This window comes from Pseudomonas sp. GD03858, assembly GCF_029840925.1.
Classification (GTDB): domain Bacteria; phylum Pseudomonadota; class Gammaproteobacteria; order Pseudomonadales; family Pseudomonadaceae; genus Aquipseudomonas.
On record NZ_JAOCDM010000021.1, the window covers coordinates 26,898 to 52,447 of the forward strand.

At 65.3% G+C, this 25,550-nt stretch carries 21 protein-coding genes; 16 read left to right on the top strand and 5 right to left on the bottom strand.

Annotated elements, in window-relative coordinates; all coding sequences use genetic code 11:
• Window positions 1-10 precede the first annotated feature (10 nt).
• Window positions 11-931, top strand: coding sequence for an ornithine carbamoyltransferase (gene argF, locus N5D48_RS08580; RefSeq protein WP_279883070.1), 921 nt, complete (start codon window positions 11-13; stop codon window positions 929-931).
• The gene (locus tag N5D48_RS08585) at window positions 928-2,037 is read left to right on the top strand and encodes an ABC transporter ATP-binding protein (protein WP_279883072.1); all 1,110 of its coding nucleotides are present in this window, start codon (window positions 928-930) and stop codon (window positions 2,035-2,037) included. Before argF ends, N5D48_RS08585 begins: the two co-directional genes overlap by 4 nt.
• A 246-nt stretch (window positions 2,038-2,283) precedes the next feature.
• Here the strand turns inward: N5D48_RS08585 and N5D48_RS08590 are convergent, their stop codons facing one another.
• A complete protein-coding gene (locus N5D48_RS08590) occupies window positions 2,284-3,063 on the bottom strand; it encodes a PhzF family phenazine biosynthesis protein (protein ID WP_279883074.1) in 780 nt (259 codons plus the stop codon).
• A gap of 99 nt (window positions 3,064-3,162) precedes the next feature.
• Entirely contained in the window at window positions 3,163-3,633 is a 471-nt protein-coding gene (gene ybaK, locus N5D48_RS08595) for a Cys-tRNA(Pro) deacylase (protein ID WP_279883076.1), read from the bottom strand.
• Between the two features lie 305 nt (window positions 3,634-3,938).
• Here ybaK and N5D48_RS08600 point away from each other — a divergent pair, with 305 nt between their 5' ends.
• The 11 genes from N5D48_RS08600 to N5D48_RS08650 all read left to right on the top strand — a co-directional run bounded on the left by N5D48_RS08600 (window position 3,939) and on the right by N5D48_RS08650 (window position 16,267).
• Window positions 3,939-4,790 (top strand): aquaporin, encoded by an 852-nt coding sequence (locus tag N5D48_RS08600; RefSeq protein ID WP_279883078.1) that lies wholly within the window; start codon window positions 3,939-3,941, stop codon window positions 4,788-4,790.
• A gap of 78 nt (window positions 4,791-4,868) precedes the next feature.
• The gene (gene glpK, locus N5D48_RS08605; RefSeq protein WP_050704018.1) at window positions 4,869-6,368 is read left to right on the top strand and encodes a glycerol kinase GlpK; all 1,500 of its coding nucleotides are present in this window, start codon (window positions 4,869-4,871) and stop codon (window positions 6,366-6,368) included.
• Window positions 6,369-6,541: 173 nt separating this feature from the next.
• Window positions 6,542-7,297, top strand: coding sequence for a DNA-binding transcriptional repressor GlpR (gene glpR / locus N5D48_RS08610; protein ID WP_279883081.1), 756 nt, complete (start codon window positions 6,542-6,544; stop codon window positions 7,295-7,297).
• 250 nt (window positions 7,298-7,547) lie between these two features.
• Window positions 7,548-9,074: a glycerol-3-phosphate dehydrogenase gene (gene glpD / locus N5D48_RS08615; RefSeq protein WP_279883083.1), complete on the top strand. Its 1,527-nt coding sequence runs from the start codon at window positions 7,548-7,550 to the stop codon at window positions 9,072-9,074.
• Window positions 9,075-9,393: 319 nt separating this feature from the next.
• On the top strand, window positions 9,394-10,311 hold the full coding sequence (locus N5D48_RS08620; RefSeq protein WP_279883085.1) for a glutamate/aspartate ABC transporter substrate-binding protein: 918 nt from the start codon (window positions 9,394-9,396) through the stop codon (window positions 10,309-10,311).
• 151 nt (window positions 10,312-10,462) lie between these two features.
• The gene (locus N5D48_RS08625) at window positions 10,463-11,209 is read left to right on the top strand and encodes an amino acid ABC transporter permease (RefSeq protein WP_279883087.1); all 747 of its coding nucleotides are present in this window, start codon (window positions 10,463-10,465) and stop codon (window positions 11,207-11,209) included.
• Entirely contained in the window at window positions 11,210-11,881 is a 672-nt protein-coding gene (locus N5D48_RS08630) for an ABC transporter permease subunit (protein WP_279883089.1), read from the top strand. It abuts the gene before it with no gap.
• Window positions 11,878-12,612: an amino acid ABC transporter ATP-binding protein gene (locus N5D48_RS08635; RefSeq protein ID WP_279883092.1), complete on the top strand. Its 735-nt coding sequence runs from the start codon at window positions 11,878-11,880 to the stop codon at window positions 12,610-12,612. Before N5D48_RS08630 ends, N5D48_RS08635 begins: the two co-directional genes overlap by 4 nt.
• A gap of 61 nt (window positions 12,613-12,673) precedes the next feature.
• Window positions 12,674-14,578, top strand: a complete 1,905-nt coding sequence (locus N5D48_RS08640) for an ATP-binding protein (protein ID WP_279883094.1) — start codon at window positions 12,674-12,676, stop codon at window positions 14,576-14,578.
• Complete coding sequence (locus N5D48_RS08645; RefSeq protein ID WP_279883096.1) at window positions 14,575-15,903, top strand: sigma-54 dependent transcriptional regulator; 1,329 nt, start codon at window positions 14,575-14,577, stop codon at window positions 15,901-15,903. The genes N5D48_RS08640 and N5D48_RS08645 overlap by 4 nt, the downstream gene beginning before the upstream one ends.
• 28 nt (window positions 15,904-15,931) lie before the next feature.
• Window positions 15,932-16,267 (top strand): GlpM family protein, encoded by a 336-nt coding sequence (locus tag N5D48_RS08650; protein WP_279883098.1) that lies wholly within the window; start codon window positions 15,932-15,934, stop codon window positions 16,265-16,267.
• Window positions 16,268-16,344: 77 nt separating this feature from the next.
• On the opposite strand, the gene N5D48_RS08655 is transcribed toward N5D48_RS08650, so the two are convergent.
• Window positions 16,345-17,340, bottom strand: a complete 996-nt coding sequence (locus N5D48_RS08655) for an alpha/beta hydrolase (RefSeq protein ID WP_279883100.1) — start codon at window positions 17,338-17,340, stop codon at window positions 16,345-16,347.
• A gap of 198 nt (window positions 17,341-17,538) precedes the next feature.
• Between N5D48_RS08655 and metR the strand changes: the two genes are divergently transcribed.
• The gene (metR, locus tag N5D48_RS08660) at window positions 17,539-18,456 is read left to right on the top strand and encodes a transcriptional regulator MetR (RefSeq protein ID WP_279883102.1); all 918 of its coding nucleotides are present in this window, start codon (window positions 17,539-17,541) and stop codon (window positions 18,454-18,456) included.
• Here metR and N5D48_RS08665 read toward each other — a convergent pair.
• Window positions 18,440-18,853 (bottom strand): NUDIX domain-containing protein, encoded by a 414-nt coding sequence (locus N5D48_RS08665; RefSeq protein WP_279883104.1) that lies wholly within the window; start codon window positions 18,851-18,853, stop codon window positions 18,440-18,442. The genes metR and N5D48_RS08665 overlap by 17 nt on opposite strands.
• Window positions 18,854-19,027: 174 nt before the next feature.
• Here N5D48_RS08665 and N5D48_RS08670 point away from each other — a divergent pair, with 174 nt between their 5' ends.
• Window positions 19,028-23,320 carry a DEAD/DEAH box helicase gene (locus N5D48_RS08670; RefSeq protein ID WP_279883106.1) on the top strand — a complete coding sequence of 1,431 codons (4,293 nt, stop codon included), beginning with the start codon at window positions 19,028-19,030 and terminating at the stop codon, window positions 23,318-23,320.
• Window positions 23,321-23,443: 123 nt separating this feature from the next.
• Here N5D48_RS08670 and N5D48_RS08675 read toward each other — a convergent pair whose 3' ends face one another.
• Window positions 23,444-23,701 (bottom strand): type B 50S ribosomal protein L31, encoded by a 258-nt coding sequence (locus N5D48_RS08675; protein ID WP_134693467.1) that lies wholly within the window; start codon window positions 23,699-23,701, stop codon window positions 23,444-23,446.
• 159 nt (window positions 23,702-23,860) lie between these two features.
• On the opposite strand from N5D48_RS08675, the gene N5D48_RS08680 reads away from it, so the two are divergent.
• Complete coding sequence (locus tag N5D48_RS08680; protein ID WP_279883116.1) at window positions 23,861-25,480, top strand: FMN-binding glutamate synthase family protein; 1,620 nt, start codon at window positions 23,861-23,863, stop codon at window positions 25,478-25,480.
• Window positions 25,481-25,550 lie beyond the last annotated feature (70 nt).

Below are 25,550 nucleotides of genomic sequence, written 5' to 3' on the forward strand. Positions count from 1 at the left end.
GTAGTCAATCATGAGCGCAAGGCACTTTCTCTCCCTGCTGGACTTCACCACCGACGAACTGCTCGGGGTGATCCGCCGAGGCATCGAGCTGAAGGACCTGCGCAAGCGCGGCGTGCTGTTCGAACCGCTGAAGAATCGCGTACTGGGCATGATCTTCGAGAAATCCTCGACCCGTACCCGGGTGTCGTTCGAAGCCGGCATGATCCAGCTCGGCGGTCAGGCCATCTTCCTGTCGCCCCGTGACACCCAGCTGGGCCGCGGCGAGCCGATCGCCGACAGCGCCATCGTGCTCTCGAGCATGGTCGATGCGGTGATGATCCGGACCCACGCCCACAGCACCCTCACCGAGTTCGCCGCCCACTCGAAGGTGCCGGTGATCAACGGCCTGTCCGACGAATCGCACCCCTGCCAGTTGCTGGCCGACATGCAGACGTTCTTCGAACACCGTGGCTCGATCCAGGGCAAGACCGTGGCCTGGGTCGGCGACGGCTTCAACATGTGCAACTCCTATATCGAAGCTGCCCGCCAGTTCGATTTCCAACTGCGCATCACCTGCCCTGAAGGCTACGAGCCTGATCAACGCTTCCTGGCACTGGGCGGTGACCGCGTGCAGATCATCCGTGATCCGCAGGAAGCCGTGCGCGGCGCCCACCTGGTGACCACGGATGTCTGGACTTCCATGGGCCAGGAGGAGGAAACTGCACGGCGCCTGGCGCATTTCGCGCCTTACCAGGTCACCCGCGAACTGCTCGACCTGGCGGCACCCGACGCCCTGTTCATGCACTGCCTGCCCGCCCACCGTGGCGAGGAAATCAGCCAGGATCTGCTCGACGACCCTCGTTCGGTCGCCTGGGACGAAGCTGAGAACCGCTTGCATGCACAGAAGGCCCTCCTGGAATTCCTTGTAGAACCGGCTTACCACCACGCATGAGTCAACAGCTACTGCTCAACCTGCGCAACCTGGCCTGCGGCTACGGCGACCAGCGCATCGTCCAGAACCTCAACCTGCACCTGAACGCAGGCGACATCGGTTGCCTGCTGGGGTCCTCCGGTTGCGGCAAGACCACCACACTGCGGGCTATCGCCGGCTTCGAACCAGTTCACGAAGGCGAGATCCAGCTGGCCGGCGAAGTCATCTCCCGCGCCGGGTTCACCCTGGCGCCGGAGAAACGCCGAATCGGCATGGTGTTCCAGGACTATGCGCTGTTCCCGCACCTCACCGTGGCGCAGAACATCGCCTTCGGCATCGGCAAGCACCCTGAACAAGCGGCGGTGGTCGAGGAGATGCTCGAGCTGGTCAAGCTCGGCGGCCTGGGCGGGCGCTACCCGCACGAGCTGTCCGGTGGCCAGCAGCAGCGGGTTGCCCTGGCCCGGGCACTGGCGCCGGAGCCGCAGTTGCTGCTGCTCGACGAGCCGTTCTCCAACCTCGACGTGGAACTGCGCCGGCGCCTGAGCCACGAAGTCCGCGACATTCTCAAGAGTCGGGGCACCAGCGCCATCCTCGTTACCCACGACCAGGAGGAGGCCTTCGCCGTCAGCGATCACGTCGGCGTGTTCAAGGAGGGCCGCCTGGAGCAGTGGGATACACCCTACAACCTCTATCACGAGCCGCAGACCCCCTTCGTTGCCAGCTTCATCGGCCAGGGCTACTTCATTCGTGGCCAGATGAGCAGCCATGAAGCGGTAGCCACGGAACTGGGCGAACTGCGTGGCAACCGCGCCTACACCATGGCCCTGGGAAGTTCGGTTGACGTATTGCTGCGCCCCGATGACATCATCCACGCACCCGACAGCGCCCTGCGCGCGCGGATCGTCGGCAAGAGCTTCCTCGGCGCCTCCACGCTCTATCGCCTGCAGCTGCCCACTGGCAGCCAGCTCGAGGCGATCTTCCCCAGCCACAACGACCATCAGGTCGGCCAGGACGTCGGCATCGCGGTAGCGGCGGACCACCTGGTGCTGTTCGCGGTACCCGGCAGCGTCGCCGCGCAGCTGGCCAGCCATGAGCAAGGCGTGCGGCGGGTCAGTTCCGCCCATTGATGGGTAGGCAGTACCTGGTCTGACAGCCCCGCGATCGCGGGACAAACCCGCTCTCATGGGAAAAACCATAACTCATTGATTTAGTTCGACTCGGTGGGAGCGGGCTTGCCCGCGAACACCGGCGAAGCCGGTGCCAGGCACCGTGGTGCCTGCTTCGCGGGCAAGCCCGCTCCCACAGGGATAACAGTTCCCTGCGCGACAGCGCAGCCCCAAAGGGCTGGGCGATCTCCTATAAAGATCTCATGGTCACAACAGCAGCGTGCCGCTGGCCACGCGCCGGGCCTGGCCACCGATCTTCACCCGCTGCCCCTCCAGCCGACAGAACAGCTCACCGCCCCGCGCCGAGCGCTGGAACGCACGCAGCTCGGTCTTGTCCAGGCGTTCGGCCCAGTAGGGAATCAACGAACAATGGGTCGAACCGGTCACCGGATCCTCGGGGATGCCAATGCCCGGAGCGAAGTAGCGCGAGACGAAATCATGCTCGCGCCCCGGCGCGGTGACGATCACGCCCAACCCAGGCAAGCGTGCCACCGCCGCCATGTCCGGCGCGCAGTCAAGCACCACCTGCTCGGACCGCAGCACCACGAACAGTTCCTTGGTCCGGTATACCTCGACCACCTCGCAGCCCAGCGCCGCGGCCACCGCCAACGGCTCTACCAACGGCTGCGGGTCGATACGCGGAAAGTCGAGCCACAAGCGATCACCTTCACGGCTGACGCTCAGCAATCCAGACTGGCTATGAAAGTCCAGGCGCGCCCTGGTCTCGCCATACACCTCGAACAGCACATGGGCACTGGCCAGGGTGGCGTGACCGCACAAGGGCACTTCGGTGCTCGGGGTGAACCAGCGGATCCGATAGTCCTCGCCCTGGGCCACTACGAAGGCTGTTTCGGCGAGGTTGTGCTCGGCGGCGATGCGCTGCATCAGCGCTTCGTCGAGCCACTGCTCCAACAGGTAGACCATGGCGGGATTGCCGGCGAACGGTCGATCACTGAAAGCATCGACCTGATGGAAGTGCAACTGCATGACCCGATCCCTCTGTCTTGTCGGAAAGCGGCCGAGCATGGGGCATGGCAGACTGACCGTACAGTGACAGACCGGTGGATTTTCCCACCATACAGATGCTCAGCCGCGACCGATCTCGGCAAACTGTGCCTGGGTATGGGCAGCGAGTACCGAAGCGGCGAGTTCAACTTCGAGTCCACGGCGTCCGGCGCTGACATGAATCGTTTCATGTTGTTGCGCCGACTGGTCGATGAACGTACGCAGGCGCTTCTTCTGGCCCAGCGGGCTGATGCCACCGACCAGGTAACCCGTGGCGCGCTGGGCGACCTGCGGGTCGGCCATTTCGCATTTCTTCACCCCTGCCGCGTGGGCCAAGGCCTTCAGATCGAGGGTGCCGACCACCGGTACCACCGCCACCAGCAGCTCGCCCTTCTCGCTGCTGGCCAGCAGCGTCTTGAACACGCGTAATGGCTCAAGGCCCAGCTTTTCGGCTGCTTCCAGGCCATAGGAGGCGGTCTTGGGATCATGTTCGTAACTGTGCACGCGGTGCTCGGCGCGCGCCTTCTTCAGCAGGTCCAGGGCGGGGGTCATGCAGGGCTCCAGTCGATCACGTTTCGGCGGCTACTTTAGGGCAAATGCCACCTTCCAGCCAGCGCAGCCCCCAGGCCAGAGCAGCGGCCGCCGATTCGGCGATGGGCCTGACTGTCAGATTGTGACCGGGCGTTCATTTTCGACCTTTGACATCAGCGTTTCTTGTCTATATTTTTTCGTTTATGAATAAATGGTGCACCTATAAGGTGCACTTCCTGTATCCGCCCGGCGTCAATGGGGATCGACTCCGGGCTTTTTGCTGTCGAGCGCCCAGCGCCTCACAACAACAAGAACCGAGGTCAAACATGACGACTGCTCTACGACAACCGACGCTTTACGCCCAATGCCTGGCCGAATTCCTCGGCACCGCCCTGCTCATCTTCTTCGGTACCGGTTGCGTCGCCGCGCTCAAGGTCGCCGGCGCCAGCTTCGGCCTGTGGGAGATCAGCATCATCTGGGGGGTCGGCGTGAGCATGGCGATCTACCTCAGCGCCGGCGTCTCCGGCGCGCACCTGAACCCGGCCGTGAGCATCGCCCTCGCCGTGTTCGCCGGCTTCGACAAGCGCAAGCTGCCGTTCTACATCCTCGCCCAGGTAGGCGGCGCCTTCTGCGGCGCGGCGCTGGTGTACTTCCTGTACAGCAACCTGTTCTTCGATTTCGAACAAAGCCACGCCATGCTGCGCGGCAGCCAGGCCAGCCTGGAGCTGGCCTCGGTGTTCTCGACGTATCCGCACCCGGCGCTGTCCACCGGCCAGGCGTTTCTCGTCGAAGTGATCATCACCGCCATCCTGATGGCCGTGATCATGGCCCTGACCGACGACAACAACGGCCTGCCCCGTGGCGCCACCGCCCCGCTGCTGATCGGCCTGCTGATTGCCGTGATCGGCAGCGCCATGGGCCCGCTGACCGGCTTCGCGATGAACCCGGCACGGGATTTCGGTCCCAAACTCATGACATTTTTCGCCGGCTGGGGCGAAATCGCCTTCACCGGCGGTCGCGACATCCCCTATTTCCTGGTGCCCGTCTTCGCACCGATCCTCGGCGCCAGCCTCGGCGCGGCCCTGTACCGTGGCCTGATCGCCCGCAACCTGCCGACCGCGCAAGCCGAGAACCCGCAGACAGACGATAATCCTCAGGGCGACACCCAGGTTTCCTGATGCCAGCGCCGGGCCCAGGCTGAGACGCCGGGCCCGCCACGCCCTGACCTACTCCCTTATTCGTGCAAGGCCATCGACATGACAGACACCCTGGACAAGAACTACATCATCGCCCTGGACCAGGGCACCACCAGTTCGCGCGCCATCATCTTCGATCGCGATGCCAATGTGGTCGGCACCTCGCAGCGCGAATTCGCCCAGCACTACCCGCAGGCGGGCTGGGTCGAGCACGACCCGATGGAAATCTTCGCCACCCAGAGCGCGACCATGGTCGAGGCCCTGGCCCAGGCCGGCATCAGCCACGCCCAGGTCGCCGCCATCGGCATCACCAACCAGCGCGAAACCACCGTCGTCTGGGACAAGGAAACCGGTCGCCCGGTGTACAACGCCATCGTCTGGCAATGCCGGCGCAGCACCGACATCTGTGCCCAGCTCAAACGCGACGGCCATGAACAGTACATCCGCGAAGCCACCGGCCTGGTCACCGACCCGTACTTCTCCGGCACCAAGCTCAAGTGGATCCTCGACAATGTCGAGGGCGCCCGCGAGCGCGCCGAGCGTGGCGAGCTGCTGTTCGGCACCATCGATACCTGGCTGATCTGGAAGTTCTCCGGCGGCAAGGTGCACGTCACCGACTACACCAACGCCTCGCGCACGCTGATGTTCAACATCCATACGCTGCAGTGGGACGAGAAGCTGCTCGATATCCTTGGCATTCCACGCCAGATGCTGCCTGAGGTACGCCCGTCGTCCGAAGTCTATGGCAAGACCAAGAGCGGCATCGACATCGCCGGTATCGCCGGCGACCAGCAATCGGCGCTGTTCGGCCAGATGTGCGTCGAGCCGGGCCAGGCCAAGAACACCTACGGCACCGGCTGCTTCCTGCTGATGAACACCGGCGACAAGGCCGTCCAGTCGTCCCACGGCCTGCTCACCACCATCGCCTGCGGCCCGCGCGGCGAAGTGGCGTACGCTCTCGAGGGCGCGGTGTTCAACGGTGGCTCCACCGTGCAGTGGCTGCGCGACGAACTGAAGATCGTCAACGACGCCTACGACACCGAATACTTCGCCAGCAAGGTCAAGGACAGCAATGGCGTGTACCTGGTCCCGGCCTTCACTGGCCTGGGCGCCCCCTACTGGGATCCGTATGCCCGCGGCGCGCTGTTCGGCCTGACCCGCGGCGTCAAGGTCGACCACATCATCCGCGCGGCGCTGGAGTCCATCGCCTATCAGACCCGCGATGTGCTCGACGCCATGCAGCAAGACTGCGGCCAACGCCTCTCCGAGCTGCGCGTGGACGGTGGCGCGGTGGCCAACAACTTCCTGATGCAGTTCCAGGCGGACATCCTCGGCACCTGCGTCGAGCGCCCGAAGATGCGCGAAACCACGGCCCTGGGCGCCGCCTACCTGGCAGGCCTGGCCTGCGGTTTCTGGAGCGGCCTGGACGAACTGCGCGACAAGGCGATCATCGAACGCGAGTTCAGCCCGCAGCTGGATGAGGCGGCGAAAGAGAAACTGTACAAGGGCTGGCGTAAAGCAGTAGATCGCACCCGCGACTGGGAAGATCACGACGCCTGATCCCACAAGCATCGCGGGGCAAGCCCACTCCCACGATCAAGCGCCGCCAAGCAGCGCTTTTCGTGGGAGCGGGCTCGCCCCGCGATGGGCTCTTGCGCAATAACCAGGCTGGTCCTACACCACGACCTACGGCATCATTGCAGAATTTGTCCGGCAGCCCCAAAGGACCGCCCATGAATCTGCCCCCACGCCAACAACAAATCCTCGAACTGGTTCGCGAACGCGGCTATGTCAGCATCGAGGAAATGGCGCAGCTGTTCGTCGTCACCCCGCAGACCATCCGCCGCGATATCAACCAGTTGGCCGAGGCCAACCTGTTGCGGCGCTACCATGGCGGCGCAGCCTATGACTCGAGCATCGAGAACACCGCCTACGCCATGCGCGCCGACCAGATGCGCGATGAAAAGCAGCGCATTGCCGAAGCCGTGGCCCGGCAGATCCCCGACCATGCCTCGCTGTTCATCAACATCGGCACCACCACCGAATCCATCGCCCGGGCCCTGCTCAACCACAATCACCTGAAGATCATCACCAACAACCTGCACGTGGCGGCCATCCTTGGCGCCAAGGACGATTTCGAGGTGCTGGTGGCTGGCGGCACGGTGCGCCGCGACGGTGGCGTGGTCGGCCAGGCCAGCGTCGACTTCATCAGCCAGTTCAAGGTCGACTTCGCCGTGGTGGGCATCAGCGGCATCGACGAAGACGGTAGCCTGCTGGACTTCGACTACCAGGAAGTGCGCGTGTCCCAGGCGATCATTGCCAACGCCCGCCAGGTGATCCTCGCCGCTGACTCGAGCAAGTTCGGCCGTAACGCCATGGTTCGCCTGGGCTCGATCAGCCTGATCGACTGCCTGGTGACCGACCAGGCACCGTCCCCTGCCCTCACCCAGCTGCTCAATCAACACAAGATCCGTCTCGACGTGGTTTGAGCGCTACAAGCTTCAAGCGCTTAGCCGCAAGAAAAAGCCGGACCGCGACAGGCTGTCAGTTGCAGTCCGGCTTTTTCTTGCAACGTGAAACATGCAGCTTGCTCATCACTTTCGTTTTTGTTCATTTCCTTGCCATTCGATCAGTATTTTCTATGAAGACTGACTGGCGACCGCTGGTTCATTGCGCTAATATTTTCGAATTCGAACATAGATGTTCATATTCGATGTGAACAGCCCAGGAGGCCTTGCCGTGTCCCAGCCCGTTTCGCCCCAAACCATCGACTGCTATGACCTCGCCGTGATCGGCGGTGGCATCAATGGCGTGGGCATCGCAGCCGATGCCGCCGGGCGTGGCCTCAAGGTGTTCCTTTGCGAAAAGGACGATCTGGCCCAGCACACTTCATCGGCCAGCAGCAAGCTGATCCACGGCGGCCTGCGCTACCTCGAACACTACGAATTTCGCCTGGTGCGCGAAGCCCTGGCCGAGCGCGAAGTCCTGCTGGCCAAGGCGCCACACATCGTCAAGCCGATGCGCTTCGTCCTGCCGCACCGCCCGCACCTGCGCCCGACCTGGATGATCCGCGCCGGCCTGTTCCTCTATGACCACCTGGGCAAGCGCAAGCGCCTGGGCGCCTCGCGCAGCCTGCGCTTCGGGCCGGGCTACCCGCTCAAGCCAGCCATCACCCGCGGCTTCGAGTATGCCGACTGCGCCGTGGACGACGCCCGCCTGGTGGTGCTCAACGCCATGGCCGCACGCGAGAAAGGCGCGCACATCCACACCCGCACCCGTTGCCTGCGCGCCGAACGTATCGATGGCCTGTGGCAGGTGGAACTGCAGCACGCCGACGGCAGCCTGCAAAGCATTCGTGCCCGCGCCCTGGTCAACGCCGCCGGCCCCTGGGTGGCCAGCTTCATCAAGGATGACCTCAAACTCGATGCGCCGTACGGCATCCGCCTGATCCAGGGCAGCCACCTCATCGTGCCGCGCCTGTACGAAGGCGAGCATGCCTACATCCTGCAGAACGAAGACCAGCGCATCGTCTTCTGCATTCCGTACCTGGAACGCTTCACCCTGATCGGCACCACCGACCGCGAATACAGTGGCGATCCGGCCAAGGTGGCGATCACCGAGCAGGAAACCGACTACCTGCTCAAGGTGGTCAACGAGCACTTCAACCACCAGCTCAGCCGTGCCGACATCCTGCACACCTACTCCGGCGTGCGCCCGTTGTGCAACGACGAGTCGGACAACCCATCGGCGGTGACCCGCGACTACACTCTGGCGCTGTCCGCCAGCGAGGGCCAGGCTCCGCTGCTGTCGGTATTCGGCGGCAAGCTGACCACCTACCGCAAGCTGGCCGAATCGGCCATGGCCGAGCTGCACCCGTTCTTCACCCAGATGCGCGGCAGCTGGACCGCCGCCGCCCCGCTGCCAGGCGGCGAGAGCATGACCAGCGCGCAGGCCCTGGTCGAAGCGCTGGTGGCGCGCCATGCCTGGCTGCCGCTGGATATCGCCAGGCGCTGGGCGAGCACTTATGGCAGCCGTGTCTGGCGCCTGCTCGAAGGCGTCAACGGCCCTGAAGACCTCGGCCAGTCGATTGGTGGTGGCCTGTTCACCCGCGAGGTCGACTACCTGTGCAGCGAAGAATGGGCCAGCAGCGCCGACGACATTCTCTGGCGCCGCACCAAGCTGGGCCTGTTCACCAGCGTGGTCGAGCAACAGGCACTGGCCGATTACTTGCAGCAGGCCCTGGCCAACCGCGTGCAGGCGGCCTGAGGCCAAACCGGTAAGACTCAATGGGGCCGCTGTGCGGCCCCATTGCGTCAGACTGACGCCCCTGCGCGCAGTCATTCGTTCGGATTCCCGAACGATCCGCTCGCACCCTTTCGGAAAGCCGTACGACACATACTGTCGTAAAGGCATCAAAAAAGATTAATTCCCAGTATTTTCGCGGCGTTATGATCAATGTCGGGGCTTGGCACGAGTCATGCTCTACACTTGGGAGCCGAATGCACCACGCTTCATGCTGTATTCGTTGAACGAAAGAGTCCGCCAACGGCTCCATAAAAAAAACAAACACGTCGAGGAAAATTTGATGCGCATCGTTCGTCAATTGCTGGGCGCCGCCATCGCGGCAGCGGTCATCTCGTCGCCGGTCATGGCCGAAGAGCTGACCGGCACCCTGAAGAAGATCAAGGACTCCGGCACCATCACCCTGGGCCATCGCGACTCCTCCATCCCGTTCTCCTACCTGGCCGGCAAACCGGAACCAGTAGGCTACTCCCACGACATCCAGCTGGCCGTCGTCGAAGCCCTGAAAAAGCAACTGGGCACCGACATCAAGGTCAAGTACAACCTGGTCACCTCGCAGACTCGCATCCCGCTGGTGCAGAACGGCACCGTGGACCTGGAGTGCGGCTCCACCACCAACAACGTCGAGCGCCAGCAGCAGGTCGGCTTCTCGGTGGGCATCTTCGAAGTCGGCACCCGCCTGCTGACCAAGGTCAAGGATGGCCAGCCGTCCTATAAAGACTTCGCCGACCTGGCCGGCAAGAACGTGGTGACCACCGCCGGCACCACCTCCGAGCGCATCCTCAAGGCGATGAACGCCGACAAGCAGATGAAGATGAACGTGATCTCCGCCAAGGACCACGGCGAAGCCTTCAACATGCTCGAAAGCGGCCGCGCCGTGGCGTTCATGATGGACGACGCCCTGCTGGCCGGTGAAATGGCCAAGGCACGCAAGCCGTCCGACTGGGTCATCACCGGCACCCCGCAATCGTACGAGATCTACGGTTGCATGGTGCGCAAGGACGATCCGGCCTTCAAGAAAGCGGTCGACGAGGCCATCGTCGCCTACTTCAAGTCGGGTGAAGTCAACAAGAGCTATGACAAGTGGTTCCAGCAGCCGATTCCGCCAAAAGGCCTGAACCTGCAGTTCCCGATGAGCGACGAGCTGAAGAAGCTGATCGCCGAGCCGACCGACAAGGCGGCGGACGAGAAGAAGTCCTGATCTTCCATAGCCATGGATAGTGGCCTGTAGCGCATCCGCGCGATTCGATCGAACAGGCCACCCATTAGTGTCTACCCTTTCATCCGAGGGCGTTCAACGCCCTTGGATGCTCGAAGGTGCCCGTGAAACAACCGTCTGAGGGGAAATCCCGATGAATTACAACTGGGACTGGGGCGTGTTCTTCAAGTCCACCGGCGTGGGCAGCGAGACCTATCTGGACTGGTACATCACCGGTCTGGGCTGGACCATCGCCATCGCCATCTCCGCCTGGATCATCGCCTTGCTGCTGGGCTCGCTGCTCGGCGTGATGCGTACCGTGCCCAACCGTCTGGTGTCAGGGATCGCCACCGCCTACGTCGAACTGTTCCGCAATGTGCCGCTGCTGGTACAGCTGTTCATCTGGTACTTCCTGGTGCCGGACCTGCTGCCCGAAGGCCTGCAGGAATGGTTCAAGCAGGACCTCAACCCGACCACCTCGGCGCTGATCAGCGTGGTCATCTGCCTGGGCCTGTTCACCGCCGCCCGTGTCTGCGAGCAGGTGCGCACCGGCATCCAGGCGCTGCCCCGTGGCCAGGAGGCGGCCGGGCGCGCGATGGGCTTCAGCCTGCCGCAGATCTACATGAACGTGCTGCTGCCCCAGGCCTACCGGATCATCATTCCACCGCTCACCTCGGAGTTCCTGAACGTGTTCAAGAACTCCTCGGTGGCCTCGCTGATCGGCCTGATGGAGCTGCTGGCGCAGACCAAGCAGACCGCCGAATTCTCGGCCAACCTGTTCGAGGCCTTCACCCTGGCCACCCTGATCTACTTCACCCTGAACATGGGCCTGATGCTGCTCATGCGCGCTGTCGAGAAAAAAGTCGCCGTACCGGGCCTGATTTCCGTGGGAGGCAAGTAAATGGACATGGATTTCAGCGAAATCATCCCCGCCCTGCCCGCCCTCTGGGAAGGCATGGTCATGACCCTCAAGCTGATGGTCATGGGCGTGGTCGGCGGTATCGCCCTGGGCACCATCCTGGCCCTGATGCGCCTGTCGTCGAACAAGCTGCTGTCGAACGTGGCCGGCGCCTACGTCAACTACTTCCGCTCGATCCCGCTGCTGCTGGTGATCACCTGGTTCTACCTGGCGGTGCCGTTCGTGCTGCGCTGGATCACCGGCCAGGACACACCGGTGGGCGCGTTCACCTCCTGCGTCGTGGCCTTCATGATGTTCGAGGCGGCCTACTTCTGCGAGATCGTGCGGGCCGGCGTGCAGTCGATCTCCAAGGGCCAGATGGGCGCCGCGCAGGCGCTGGGCATGAGCTACGGCCAGTGCATGCGCCTGATCATCCTGCCTCAGGCGTTTCGCAAGATGACCCCGCTGCTGCTGCAGCAGAGCATCATCCTGTTCCAGGACACCTCGCTGGTCTACACCGTCGGCCTGGTCGACTTCCTCAACTCGGCCCGCTCCAACGGCGACATCATCGGGCGCTCCCACGAGTTCCTGATCTTCGCCGGTGTCGTCTACTTCCTCATCAGCTTCTCCGCTTCCTGGCTGGTCAAGCGCCTGCAAAAAAGGATCACCGTATGATTTCCATCAAGAACGTCAACAAGTGGTACGGGGACTTCCAGGTACTGACCGACTGCAGCACCGAGGTCAAGAAGGGTGAAGTGGTGGTGGTCTGCGGCCCGTCCGGCTCGGGCAAGTCCACCCTGATCAAGTGCGTCAACGCGCTGGAGCCGTTCCAGAAGGGCGACATCGTGGTCGACGGCACCTCCATCGCCGATCCGAAGACCAACCTGCCCAAGCTGCGTTCGCGAGTGGGCATGGTGTTCCAGCACTTCGAGCTGTTCCCGCACCTGTCGATCACCGAGAACCTGACCATCGCCCAGCGCAAGGTGCTCGGTCGCAGCGAGGCGGAAGCCACCAAGAAGGGCCTGGCCCTGCTCGACCGTGTGGGCCTCGGCGCCCACGCCAAAAAACACCCCGGCCAGCTGTCCGGTGGCCAGCAGCAGCGCGTGGCGATCGCCCGCGCCCTGTCGATGGACCCGATCGTCATGCTGTTCGACGAACCGACCTCGGCGCTGGACCCGGAAATGGTCAACGAAGTACTGGACGTGATGGTCGAGCTGGCCCACGAAGGCATGACCATGATGTGCGTGACCCACGAGATGGGCTTCGCGCGCAAGGTCGCCAACCGGGTGATCTTCATGGACAAGGGCAACATCATCGAGGACTGCCAGAAGGAAGACTTCTTCGGCAGCCCGGAGAAGCGTCACGAACGCACCCAGCACTTCCTCAGCAAGATCCTGCAGCACTGAGCAGGTACGGATTCCGCTGCCCTGACGGGCAGCGGAAGCTGGTCGTGACAAGGCCACTGTGATGAAATGCGACCCTTCGCTCCTTCGCCCTGCCCAGCCCGCCGTGAAATCCCGTCTGATCCGTCAACTGCTCGTCCCGCCCCTGGTCATCCTGCTGATGGTCGGGCTCGGCCTGGCCGGCTATCTGATCAGCGAGAGCAACGGCATTCGCAGCCTCAGCGAGAACGGCGAGCGCCAGCTGGAGCTGCATGCCCGTACCGTCGAAAGCGAAATCAGCAAGTACACCTACCTGCCCAGCCTGCTGGAGCTGGAGGACAGCGTCTCGCGCCTGCTCACCGACCCCGAGGCCGGTGACCGCCAGGCCGTCAACGAATACCTCGAAGGCCTGAACCGGCGCAGCCGCAGCCGGGCGATCTTCGTCCTCGACACCAATGGCCGGGTCCAGGCCACCAGCAACTGGCGCGATGCCGACTCCTTCCTCGGCGAGGACCTGGCCTTCCGTGCCTATTTCCAGACCGCCGTGCGTGGCGAGCCCGGGCGCTTCTATGGCATCGGCAGCACCACCGGCGAGGCCGGCTACTACCTGGCCCATGGCCTGGAGGAGCACGGCAAGATCATTGGCGTGGCGGTGATCAAGGTGCGCCTGGACACCCTCGAGGAACGCTGGCAGCGTGCCCGCCTGGAAGCCTTCGTCAGCGACGAGAACGGCATCATCATCCTTTCCAGCGACCCATCCCGGCGCCTGAAATCGGTGCGTCCGCTCAACCCGCAGATCAAGGAGCGCCTGGCGCGCAGCCTGCAGTACTACTGGTGGCCGCTCAACGAGCTGCAACCGCTGGCCCGCGAGACCCTGGCCGACGGCGTGGAAAAGCTCACCTTCCCGGCCAACAGCGAGACCGACAAGGGCAAGCAGCGCGAAGTCGCGTACCTGGCCCAGACCCGGCGCCTGGCCGACACGCCGTGGCATTTCACCCTGCTCACCCCGCTGCAGGACCTGCGCCGCGAATCGATGGTGCAGGGCATCCTGGTGGGCGTGGCCTTCGCCCTGCTGGCGATCCTGGCCATCGCCTGGAACGAGCGGCGCAAGGTGATCGCCACCCGCCTGGCCGCCCGCGAGGCACTGGAAGAAGCCAACAGCCAGCTGGAGCGCAAGATCACCGAGCGCACCGCCGACCTGCGCGCCAGCAACGAACGGCTCAAGGGCCAGATTCGCGAACGCCGCCACGCCGAGCAGACCCTGCGCCATGCCCAGGACGAACTGGTCCAGGCCGGCAAGCTGGCGGCCATCGGGCAGATGTCCACCAGCATCGCCCATGAGCTCAACCAACCCCTGGCGGCCTTGCGCACCCTATCCGGCAACACCGTGCGCTTCCTCGAACGCGGCGCGCTGGAAACCGCCAGCGCCAACCTGCGCACCATGAACGACCTGATCGACCGCATGGGCCGCATCACCGCCAGCCTGCGCTCGTTCGCCCGACGTGGCGACGACAGCGGCCAGGCCTCACTGGAAAAGGCCGTGCAAGCCTCCTTGCAAGTGCTGGCCAACCGCATCAGCGCCTGCCACCTGCAACTGCACCGGCAGTTCGACGACCAGCTGCTGGCCATCGACCAGACCCGCCTGGAGCAGATTCTGGTCAACCTGATCGGCAACGCCCTCGACGCCATGGCCACCCAACCCCTGCCGCAACTGTGGCTGGAAGGTGAGGTGCAGGGCGACAAGTACCGCCTGCGGGTGCTCGACAACGGCCACGGCATCGATGCCGAAGCGCGCAAGCACCTGTTCGAACCCTTCTTCACCACCAAACCGGGCGAGCATGGCCTGGGCCTGGGCCTGACCTTGTCGGCGAGCCTGGCCGCCGCCGCCAAGGGTACACTGAGCGTCGAACACCCTGCCGGCGGCGGTACCGCGTTCGTCCTTGCCCTGCCCCTGGTCACGCCCCCTAGCGAATTGGCTGAGCCTCTATGAAACAAGCACCTCTCACCGTCCTGATCGTCGAAGACGACCCGCACGTGCTGCTCGGCTGCCAGCAGGCGCTGGCCCTGGAAGACATCGCCTGCGAAGGCGTCGGCAGCGCCGAACAGGCCCTGGAGCGCATCGGCGACGATTTCGCCGGCATCGTCGTCAGCGACATCCGCCTGCCGGGCATCGATGGCCTGGAACTGCTCAACCGCCTCAAGGCCCGCGACCGCAGCCTGCCGGTGGTGCTGATCACCGGCCACGGCGACATCGACATGGCGGTCGGCGCCATGCGCAACGGCGCCTACGACTTCATGGAGAAGCCCTTCTCACCGGAACGTCTGGTCGACGTGGTACGCCGGGCGCTGGAACAGCGCGGCCTGTCCCGCGAGGTATTCGCCCTGCGTCGCCAGTTGGCCGAACAGAGCAGCCTGGAGGGACGCATCATTGGCCGCTCGCCGGCCATGGAGCACCTGCGCGAACTGATCGCCAACGTCGCCGATACCTCGGCCAACGTGCTGATCGAAGGCGAAACCGGCACCGGCAAGGAGCTGGTCGCACGCTGCCTGCACGACTTCAGCCGGCGCCAGGGCCAGCCGTTCGTGGCGCTGAACTGCGGCGGCCTGCCGGAGAACCTGTTCGAAAGCGAGATCTTCGGCCACGAGGCCAACGCCTTCACCGGCGCCGGCAAACGCCGCATCGGCAAGATCGAGCACGCCAACGGCGGCACGCTGTTCCTCGACGAAGTCGAGAGCATGCCAATCAACCTGCAGATCAAGCTGCTGCGCGTGCTGCAGGAGCGCACCCTGGAGCGCCTGGGCTCGAACCAGAGCATCGCGGTGGACTGCCGGGTGATCGCCGCGACCAAGGCCGACCTTGCCACGCTCGGCCAGAGCGGCCAGTTCCGCAGCGACCTGTACTACCGCCTCAATGTCGTCACCCTGGAGCTGCCGCCGCTGCGTGAGCGCCGCGAAGACATCCTGCAACTGTTCGAGCACTTCCTGCAGCAATCGGCCCTGCGCTTCGACCGCGAGGCACCGGAGCTGGACAGCCAGACCTTGTCGCGGCTGATGGCCCACGACTGGCCGGGCAACGTGCGCGAACTGCGCAACGTCGCCGAGCGTCATGCCCTGGGCCTGCCCGCGTTCAAGAAAGGCTCCAGCGGCGGCGCCAGCCAGGGCCTGGGCTTTGCCGAGGCGGTGGAGGCGTTCGAACGCAACCTGCTCGGCGACGCCCTGCAGCGCACCGGCGGCAACCTCAGCCAGGCCAGCCAGGAGCTGGGCATGGCCAAGACCACGCTGTTCGACAAAGTGAAGAAGTACGGCCTCGGCTGAATCAGCAACCCTATCCTGGAAGTTCAACGTGGACCTGGTATTCAAAGCGGCCCTGGGCGCCGGCGTGGTGGTGCTCCTGGCGATCCTGTCGAAGACCCGCAACTACTACATCGCAGGGTTGGTGCCGCTGTTTCCCACCTTTGCCCTGATCGCCCACTACATCGTCGGCAAGGGTCGCTCGCTGGAAGACCTGAAGACCACCATCCTGTTCGGGATGTGGTCGATCATTCCCTATTTCGTCTACCTGGCGACGCTGTATGTGCTGGTCGAGCGCATGCGCCTGGAGGCGTCACTGGCCCTGGCCACGGTGGCCTGGCTGGTGGCGGCGACGGTGCTGGTGAGCGTTTGGGTGCGGATGCATTGAACGAATCGCGGGGCAAGCCCGCTCCCACGAATGTTGCGCAGGGCTATCGTGGGGGCGGGCTTGCCCCGCGATGTGCTCTAGAGCCGGGCGATGTGCGTGACATCCTGCCGATGCGCCTGCAGGTAGGGTAGGACCGCCCCCAGCAACGGCGCCTTGAACGGTTCCTGGAAGCGATGCGCCAACCCCGGGATCAGCCGCAGCTGACTGCCCTGGATGTGCGCCGCCAGATGCACTCCATGCATCACCGGCAGCAGTGGATCGGCCGTGCCATGCACCACCAGCGTCGGCACCCGTAGCTGGTTGAGCAACTCGACCCGGCTTGGCTCGGCGAGAATCGCCATGATCTGGCGCTTCACCCCCTCCGGATTGAACGCCCGGTCATAGGCCACTGCCGCCTGCTGCCGCAGGACGGCCCGGTCATCGTGCACGTCAGGACTGCCCAGAGCCGCCAGCAGATCGGCCTGCTGCTCGATGGCCACCTCACGGCTCGGAGCGCCACGCCGCGCCAGCAGCTGCAGCAACGCCGGATCCGGTGTCGGCAAGCCGGCAGCGCCCGAACTGGACATCACCAGCGTCAGACTCCGCACTCGCTCTGGGGCCATGGCCGCCAGGTGCTGGGCGATCATGCCGCCCATGCTCACGCCCAGCACATGGAACTGGCGGATCCCCAGGGCATCCATCAGGCGCAAGCCGTCACCGGCCATGTCGGTGAGGGTATAGGGCGCCGACACCGGCAGGCCCAGCTTGTAGCGCAGCAGTTCGACGCTCAGGTTGGCCGAGGCCGGCAACTGGTTCCAGCGCGACAACCCGACATCGCGGTTGTCATAGCGGATCACCCGAAACCCCTGGAGGCACAGGGCCTCGACCACATCGTCCGGCCAATGGATAAGCTGCCCGCCCAGGCCCATGACCAGCAGCAAGGCCGGATCGCGCGGGGCGCCGACGCTCTGGTAGACCAGGCTCAGCTCACCCAGCTCGGCCCGTTGCACCGGCACGTGAACGTCGCAGCGGCCATCGGCGAAGCTCGCCGGCACGCTGACCAACAGAAAGAAGAAAAGTAGAAAAGCCCGCATGAAAAGAAACACCAGAATGCAGATCCCCAGTAGAGCGCGAGTCTGATGAAATTCGTTCGGGCGCGCTGCCACAAAACCGTGACAGTTTCGTGAACCTTGCCGAGCGGTCGCGCACATCCATCTGTCGACAGCACAGGGCAACATGAGGGAAACTCAACGCCACCTAGTTTTAGACCACAGAATGCTCACGGAGCCGTCGTGCTGGAAATCCGCCACCTGAAAACCCTTCATGCCCTACGCGAAGCCGACAGCCTGGTGGAGGCCGCCGAGCGGCTGCACCTGACCCAGTCAGCGCTGTCGCACCAGTTCAAGGAGCTGGAGGAACGCCTGGGCCTGGCGCTGTTCGTGCGCAAGACCAAACCCATCCGCTTCACCAGCGCCGGCTTGCGCCTGCTGCAACTGGCCGACGCCACCCTGCCGCTGCTGCGCGGCGCCGAACGCGACATCGCCCGCCTGGCCGGTGGCACCGCCGGGCGCCTGCACATGGCCATCGAATGCCACAGCTGCTTCCAGTGGCTGATGCCGACCATCGACCAGTTTCGCGACGCCTGGCCGGAGGTGGAGCTGGACCTGGCCTCGGGCTTCGCCTTCGCCCCACTGCCGGCCCTGGCCCGTGGCGACCTGGACCTGGTGGTGACCTCCGACCCGGTGGACCTGGCCGGCATCACCTACGTGCCGCTGTTCACCTACGAGGCCATGCTCGCGGTGGCCAACCAGCACCCGCTGGCCGGCAAGCCGTACATCGTGCCCCAGGACCTGCTCGACCAGACCCTGATCACCTACCCGGTGGAACGTGACCGCCTGGACATCTTCACCCGCTTCCTGGAACCGGCCGACATCGAGCCGGCCGCGGTGCGCACCTCGGAGCTGACGGTGATGATGATGCAACTGGTGGCCAGCGGCCGGGGCGTGTGCGGCATGCCGCACTGGGCATTGCACGAGTACAGCTCGCGGGGCTACGTGAAGGGCAAGCGCCTGGGCGAAAAGGGTCTGTTCGCCACGCTCTACGCGGCGGTGCGCACCGACATGCTGGATGCGCCGTACATGCGTGACTTCCTGCTGACCGCCAAGGACACCTCGTTCGCCACCCTCGACGGGGTCAGCGCGGTGCGTTGAGGCCCTCGCGCCACAGCGGCAGGATCAGGTCGCGGGTCAGGGGGGCCAGATCCAGCGTTGGCGCCTGGTCGGCGGCCAGCCAGGTCAGCTCTTCGATTTCCGCCGCCGGGGTTACCGTCTCGGCGCAATGCACGCAATACAACTCGGCCTGCACCTCGAAGCCCGGTTCGTTGGCTGCCGGGGCGCTGAAACGGCCCAGGTGAATGGCCTGGGCCGGATCGACGCGCAGGCCCAGTTCCTCGTGCAGCTCGCGCACCAGCGCCTGGACCGGTGATTCACCTGTATCGATCTTGCCACCGGGCTGCATGAACGCCTGGGTGCCACGCTTGCGCACCAGCAGGGTGCGGCCTTGCGCATCGATCAACAGGGCGGCGGCGATGCGGATGGTGTTGGACATGGAGGACTCCGCGTGAGTGAAGGGGCGCAGGATACCTGACAAGACGCTGTCGCGGGGCAAGCCCGCTCCCACGACAGCACTGCCGAGTACGCGTGGGAGCGGGCTTGCCCCGCGATCGGCTTCCCGGACGAACGGCCCCTTGCCAACTCGCCATCGCCCCTCCATAACCAATCCATGAACCTGCCAGCCCATCCGCACCCGGTGCTCGACCTGTTCCACCCCGCCGTCGCCACCTGGTTCCGCCAGCATTTCGCCACGGTCACCGACGCCCAGGCCAACGCCTGGCCATTGATCCACGCCGGCCAATCGATGCTGCTCGCGGCGCCGACCGGCTCGGGCAAGACCCTCAGCGCGTTTCTCGCCGTGCTCGACGAGTTGTTCCGCCAGGGCCTGGAAAACGACGGCGAGCTGCCGGCGCGGACCCAGGTGGTGTATGTCTCGCCGCTCAAGGCGCTGTCCAACGACATCCACCTGAACCTCGACACGCCGCTGGAGGGCATCAGCCGCCATATCGAACAGCTCGGCCTGAAGGCCCCGCGCATCACCACCGCCGTACGCACCGGCGACACGCCGCAAAAGGAACGCGCGGCCATGCGCAAGCTGGCGCCGCACATCCTGGTGACCACGCCAGAATCGCTGTACGTGCTGATGGGCTCGGCCTCGGGCCGCGCGGGTCTGGCCTGCGTGCACACTGTGATCGTCGACGAGATCCACGCCCTGGCTGGCAACAAACGCGGCTGTCACCTGGCCTTGACCCTCGAGCGCCTGCAGGCGCTGGCAGGCCGGCCGTTGCGGCGCATCGGCCTGTCCGCCACCCAGCGCCCGGTGGCGCGCGTCGCGCAGTTCCTGGTGGGGCGCGAGCGCCCGTGCGCCATCGTCGATATCGGCCATGCGCGCCAGCGCGACCTGGCGCTGGAGCTACCGCCCGTGCCGCTGGGCGCGGTGATGGCCACCGATGTCTGGGACCTGGTCTACGACCGCCTCGCCGCCCTCGCCCGCGAACATCGCACCACCCTGGTGTTCGTCAACACCCGGCGCCTGGCCGAGCGCCTGACACGGCACCTCGGCGAGCGCCTGGGCAACGAGGCGGTGGCCGCGCACCACGGCAGCCTGGCCAAGGAACACCGACTGGCCGCCGAGCAACGGCTCAAGGCCGGTGAACTGCAGGTACTGGTGGCCACCGCTTCGCTGGAACTGGGCATCGATATCGGCGAGGTCGAGCTGGTCTGCCAGATCGCTTCGCCGGGCTCGATCGCCGCATTCCTGCAACGGGTCGGGCGCTCCGGACACCAGGTCGATGGCGTGCCCAAGGGGCGGCTGTTCCCCACCACCCGGGACGAGCTGATCGAGTGCGTGGCGCTGCTCGACTGTGCGCGCCAGGGCGAACTGGACACGCTGCAGGTGCCCCATGCGCCACTGGACGTGCTGGCGCAGCAGATCGTCGCCGAAGTCAGCAACCAACCCTGGGCCGAGCGCGCGCTGTTCGACCTGCTGCGTCGGGCCATGCCCTACGCCGACCTCGATGAAGGCCATTACCAGGCGCTGCTGCGCATGCTCGCCGAAGGCTTCAACGGGCGCCAGGGCGTGCGCAGCGCCTACCTGCACCGCGACGCGGTGAATGGCACCTTGCGCGGGCGCCGGGGCAGCCAGCTGACCGCGCTGACCAGCGGCGGCACCATCCCGGAGACCGCCGACTACGCGGTACTGCTCGAACCCCAGGCGCTGAACGTCGGCAGCGTCAATGAAGACTTCGCGGTGGAAAGCATTGCCGGCGATATCTTCCAGCTGGGCAATGCGTCCTACCGCATCCTGCGAGTCGAACCCGGCCGGGTGCGGGTCGAGGACGCCCATGGGCTGCCACCGACCATTCCGTTCTGGCTCGGCGAGGCGCCGGGGCGCAGCGACGAGCTGTCCACCGCAGTGGCGCGCCTGCAGCAACGCATCGACCAGCAATTGCAAGCCAGTGATGGTGAGCAGGTACTGAGGTGGTTGCAGGCGACCTATGCAATCGATGACGCCTGCGCCCGTCAGTTGCTCGACTACCTCGGCCGGAGCTGGCAGGTGCTGGGTGCCCTGCCCTCGCAGCAGACGCTGGTGATGGAGCGCTTCTTCGACGAGTCCGGCGGCACCCAGCTGATCATCCACTCGCCCTACGGCAGCCGCATCAACCGCGCCTGGGGCCTGGCCTTGCGCAAGCGCTTCTGCCGCACCTTCAACTTCGAACTGCAGGCGGCGGCCAGCGAAGACGCCATCGTGCTGTCGCTGTCCACCAGCCACAGCTTCGAACTGGACGAGGTCTGGCGCTACCTGAACAGCCACACGGCCGAGCCGATCCTGCTCCAGGCCCTGCTCGATGCGCCGTTGTTCGGCGTGCGCTGGCGCTGGTGCGCGGCCATCGCCCTGGCCCTGCCGCGCTACGTGGGCGGGCGCAAGGTGGCGCCGCAAATCCAGCGGATGAAAAGCGAGGACCTGGTGGCGGCGGTATTCCCCGACCAGATCGCCTGCCTGGAGAACATCGTCGGCGAGCGACAGATCCCGGACCATCCGCTGGTGCAGCAGACACTCGACGACTGCCTGCACGAGGCCATGGACAGCGAGGGTTGGCTGGCGCTGCTGCGGCGCATGGAAAACGGCGAAGTGCGCCTGCTCAGTCGTGACCTGCCCGCCCCCTCGCCACTGGCCTCGGCGATTCTCAACGCCCGGCCCTACTCCTTCCTCGACGACGCGCCGCTGGAGGAGCGCCGCACCCAGGCCGTGCTCAACCGGCGCTGGAACGACGTGAGCGACAGCGACGACCTCGGCGCGCTGGACATCGACGCCATCGCCGCCGTGCAGGCCGAGGCCTGGCCGCAACCGAGCAATGCCGATGAAATGCACGAGGCCTTGATGAGCCTGGGTGCCATCAGCCAAACCGAAGTCAAGGCCAACCCCGAATGGCAAGCGCTGCTGGAGGCCCTTGCGGCGAGCGGACACGCCTGCCGCCTGAACAGCCACGGGCTACACCTGTGGTTCGCCCGCGAGCGCCAGGACCTGCTCATGGCACTGTACCCCGATGCCCAGCTTGACCCGTGCCTGCCGCTGCTGCCGGGGTTCGACCAGGCCCCCACGCCGGACAGCGCGCTGACCGAACTACTGCGCGCGCGCCTGGGCGGTTCTGGTCCGCTGACGCTGGCCCGGATCGCCGCGCCACTGGGCCTGGCCCCCGGCGATTGCGAACAGGCCCTCGCCCGCCTGGAGAGCGAGGGCTATGTGCTACGCGGTCGCTTCGACCCTGGCCAAGGCGAGCTGCAGTGGTGCGAGCGGCACCTGCTGGCACGCATCCACCGCTATACGGTCAAGCGCCTGCGCCGGGAAATCGAGCCGGTAAGCCTGCAGGACTTCATGCGGTTTCTGTTCGACTGGCAGCACCTGACCGACGAAACCCGCCTGCGCGGTCCCCAGGCGGTGGGCGACGTACTGAATCAACTGCAAGGCTATCCTGGCGCCGCCGGGGCCTGGGAGGCCGAACTGCTGCCGGCCCGGATCAAGGACTACAGCCCGCACTGGCTGGACGATAGCTGTCGCAGCGGCCAGTGGGCCTGGAGCCGACTGGCCTCCACGCGGTCAGCCACCACCCTGAGCAGCACGCCACTGGTACTGCTGCCCCGCGAACACTTGGGGCTGTGGCGCAGCCTGGCCCCGGCATCCGAGGTCGAGCATCTGGGCGCACGCGCACAGCGGGTCTGGCAGAGCTTGCAGGAACAAGGCGCGCTGTTCTTCGATGAGTTGGCCCATGAAGCCCACCTGCTGCCCAGCGAGCTGGAGTCGGCCCTGCAGGAGCTGGTCGGTTCGGGGCTGGCCAGCGCCGATGGTTTCAGCGGCCTGCGCAGCCTGATCACCCCGGCCGCCAAACGCACCTCGCGCAACAGCCGCCGCGGCTACCCTGGGCTGTCGAGCAGCATGGTCCATGCCGGGCGCTGGGCGCTGCTGCGCCGCGCAAGTACCGCCGTGGATGCCGAGCAGCGCCTGGAGCACGTAGCTCGCAGCCTGCTGCGACGCTATGGCGTCATATGCTGGCGCCTGCTGGAACGCGAGAGCGACGTGCTGCCGCCGTGGCGTGACTTGCTGCGTTGCTACCACCGCCTCGAAGCTCGCGGCGAGATCCGGGGCGGACGTTTTATCGCCGGGCTGGCCGGCGAGCAGTTCGCCTTGCCCGAGGCGGTGGAATTGTTGCGCCAGGTGCGCAGGCGGGCATTGGATGGGGCGCTGGTGGTGGTGAGTGCCTGCGACCCGTTGAACCTGGTCGGGAGCCTGTTGCCGGGGACCAAGGTCCCGGCAGTGGCAGGCAACCGCGTGCTGTACCGGGAGGGTGTCGCGGTGGCCACCCGGGTGGCGGGCAAATACCAGTTTCTTGCCGAGGCGACAGCCAGCGAACAGGCGCAATGGCGCCAACTTCTGTTGCGCGACACACCACCGCTACAGCAATAGCGTTGCAGCACCGTCAGCGTGGGAGCGGGCTTGCCCCGCGATCACCGGCAAAGCCGGCGCCACGCACCTTGATCGCGGGGCAAGCCCGCTCCCACGCTGGTGCTGCTTGCAATCGCCTACCGATCAACGCTTGGCCTGGAAACCGGCGAAGCGCTTGTTGAACCCAGCGACTCGCCCCTCGACCGTGGTCTTGCGTTGCTGCCCGGTGTACACCGGATGCGAGGCGCTGGACACATCCAGTGCCACATAAGGGTAGGTCTGGCCGTCGCTATGCACCTGGGTGCGATCGGTATCGACGGTCGAGCCGATCAGGAAGTACACATCGGCAGCCGTGTCGTGGAACAGCACCGGACGATATTCGGGATGGATGCCAGCTTTCATGGGGAAACTCCTCGGGGTCGAAATGTTATTTTATAACATACATTATCGAGAATGATTTTCGATACCCTAATTTTCATTTTTACCCCGTCGGCCAACCGGGCTATGGTCGGACTTTGCCCCAGGCCCTGAGCCTGACCGAGCCATTCGCAAGGACACCGTATGAGCCTGTCACTTCTCAGCCGTTACGCCTTCTTCGCCGCCTGCGTGCTGTTCACCCTCGCCAGCCTGCCGTTCCTCGAACACGACTGGCTGTGGCCGTTCACCCTGACTACCGGGGTGCTCAGCCTGATCGGCGTGTTCGACCTGCTGCAGCAGCGTCATGCGGTACGCCGCAACTACCCGATCCTGGGCAACATCCGCTACCTGGTCGAAGGCATCCGCCCGGAAATCCGCCAGTACCTGCTGGAGTCCGACAGCGACGCCCTGCCCTTCTCCCGCGCCCAGCGCTCGCTGGTCTACGCCCGGGCCAAGAACGAAGCCTCGGACAAACCCTTCGGCACATTGATCGATGTCTACGAGTCGGGCTTCGAATTCATCGGCCACTCCATGCGTCCGGCGCCGTTGGCCGACCCGGCCAGTTTCCGCGTCAGCGTCGGCGGCCCGCAGTGCAGCCAGCCGTATTCGGCGTCGATCTTCAACATCTCGGCCATGAGCTTCGGCTCGCTCAGCGCCAACGCCATCCGCGCGTTGAACCAGGGTGCCAAGCTGGGCAACTTCCACCACGACACCGGCGAGGGCAGCATCAGCCCCTACCATCGCGAACATGGCGGCGACCTGGTCTGGGAACTGGGCAGCGGCTACTTCGGCTGCCGCACCGCGGACGGCCGCTTCGACCCCGAGCGCTTCGCCGCCCAGGCGCAGAACCCGCAGGTGCGGATGATCGAGATCAAGATGAGCCAGGGCGCCAAGCCCGGCCATGGCGGTATCCTGCCCAAGCACAAGGTGACCCAGGAAATCGCCGACACCCGTGGCGTACCGATGGGCGAGGACTGCATCTCGCCATCGCGCCACAGCGCCTTCTCCACTCCGATCGAGATGATGCGGTTCATCGCCCAGCTGCGTGAACTGTCCGGCGGCAAGCCAGTGGGCTTCAAGTTCTGCCTGGGCCACCCGTGGGAATTCATGGGCATCGCCAAGGCCATGCTGGAGACCGGCATCCTGCCCGACTTCATCGTCGTCGACGGCAAGGAAGGCGGAACCGGCGCCGCCCCCGTGGAGTTCACCGACCATATCGGCGTGCCACTGCGCGAGGGCCTGCTGTTCGTGCACAACACCCTGGTCGGCCTGAACCTGCGCGACAAGATCAAGCTCGGCGCCAGCGGCAAGATCGTCAGTGCCTTCGACATCGCCAGCGTGCTGGCCATCGGCGCCGACTGGGCCAACTCGGCGCGCGGCTTCATGTTCGCCATTGGCTGCATCCAGTCGCAGAGCTGCCACACCAACAAGTGTCCGACCGGCGTGGCCACCCAGGATGCCCTGCGCCAGCGTGCCCTGGTGGTGCCGGACAAGGCCCAGCGGGTGCTCAATTTCCACCACAACACCCTGCGCGCCCTGGCCGAGATGCTGGCGGCGGCAGGGCTGGAACACCCGGCGCAGCTGGAGGCCAAGCACCTGGTGCGGCGGATCTCGGCCACCGAGATCAAGCTGTTCTCGCAGATGCACGTGTTCCTCAAGCCGGGCGAGCTGCTGACCGGCGAGGTCAATGGACAGTTCTATTCGCGGATGTGGCAGCTGGCGCGGGCCGACAGTTTCGAGCCGCACAGCGAGGTGGCGGCCTGATCAGGCCTTATCGCGGGGCAAGCCCGCTCCCACGCCCATGGGGCTGGCGTGGGAGCGGGCTTGCCCCGCG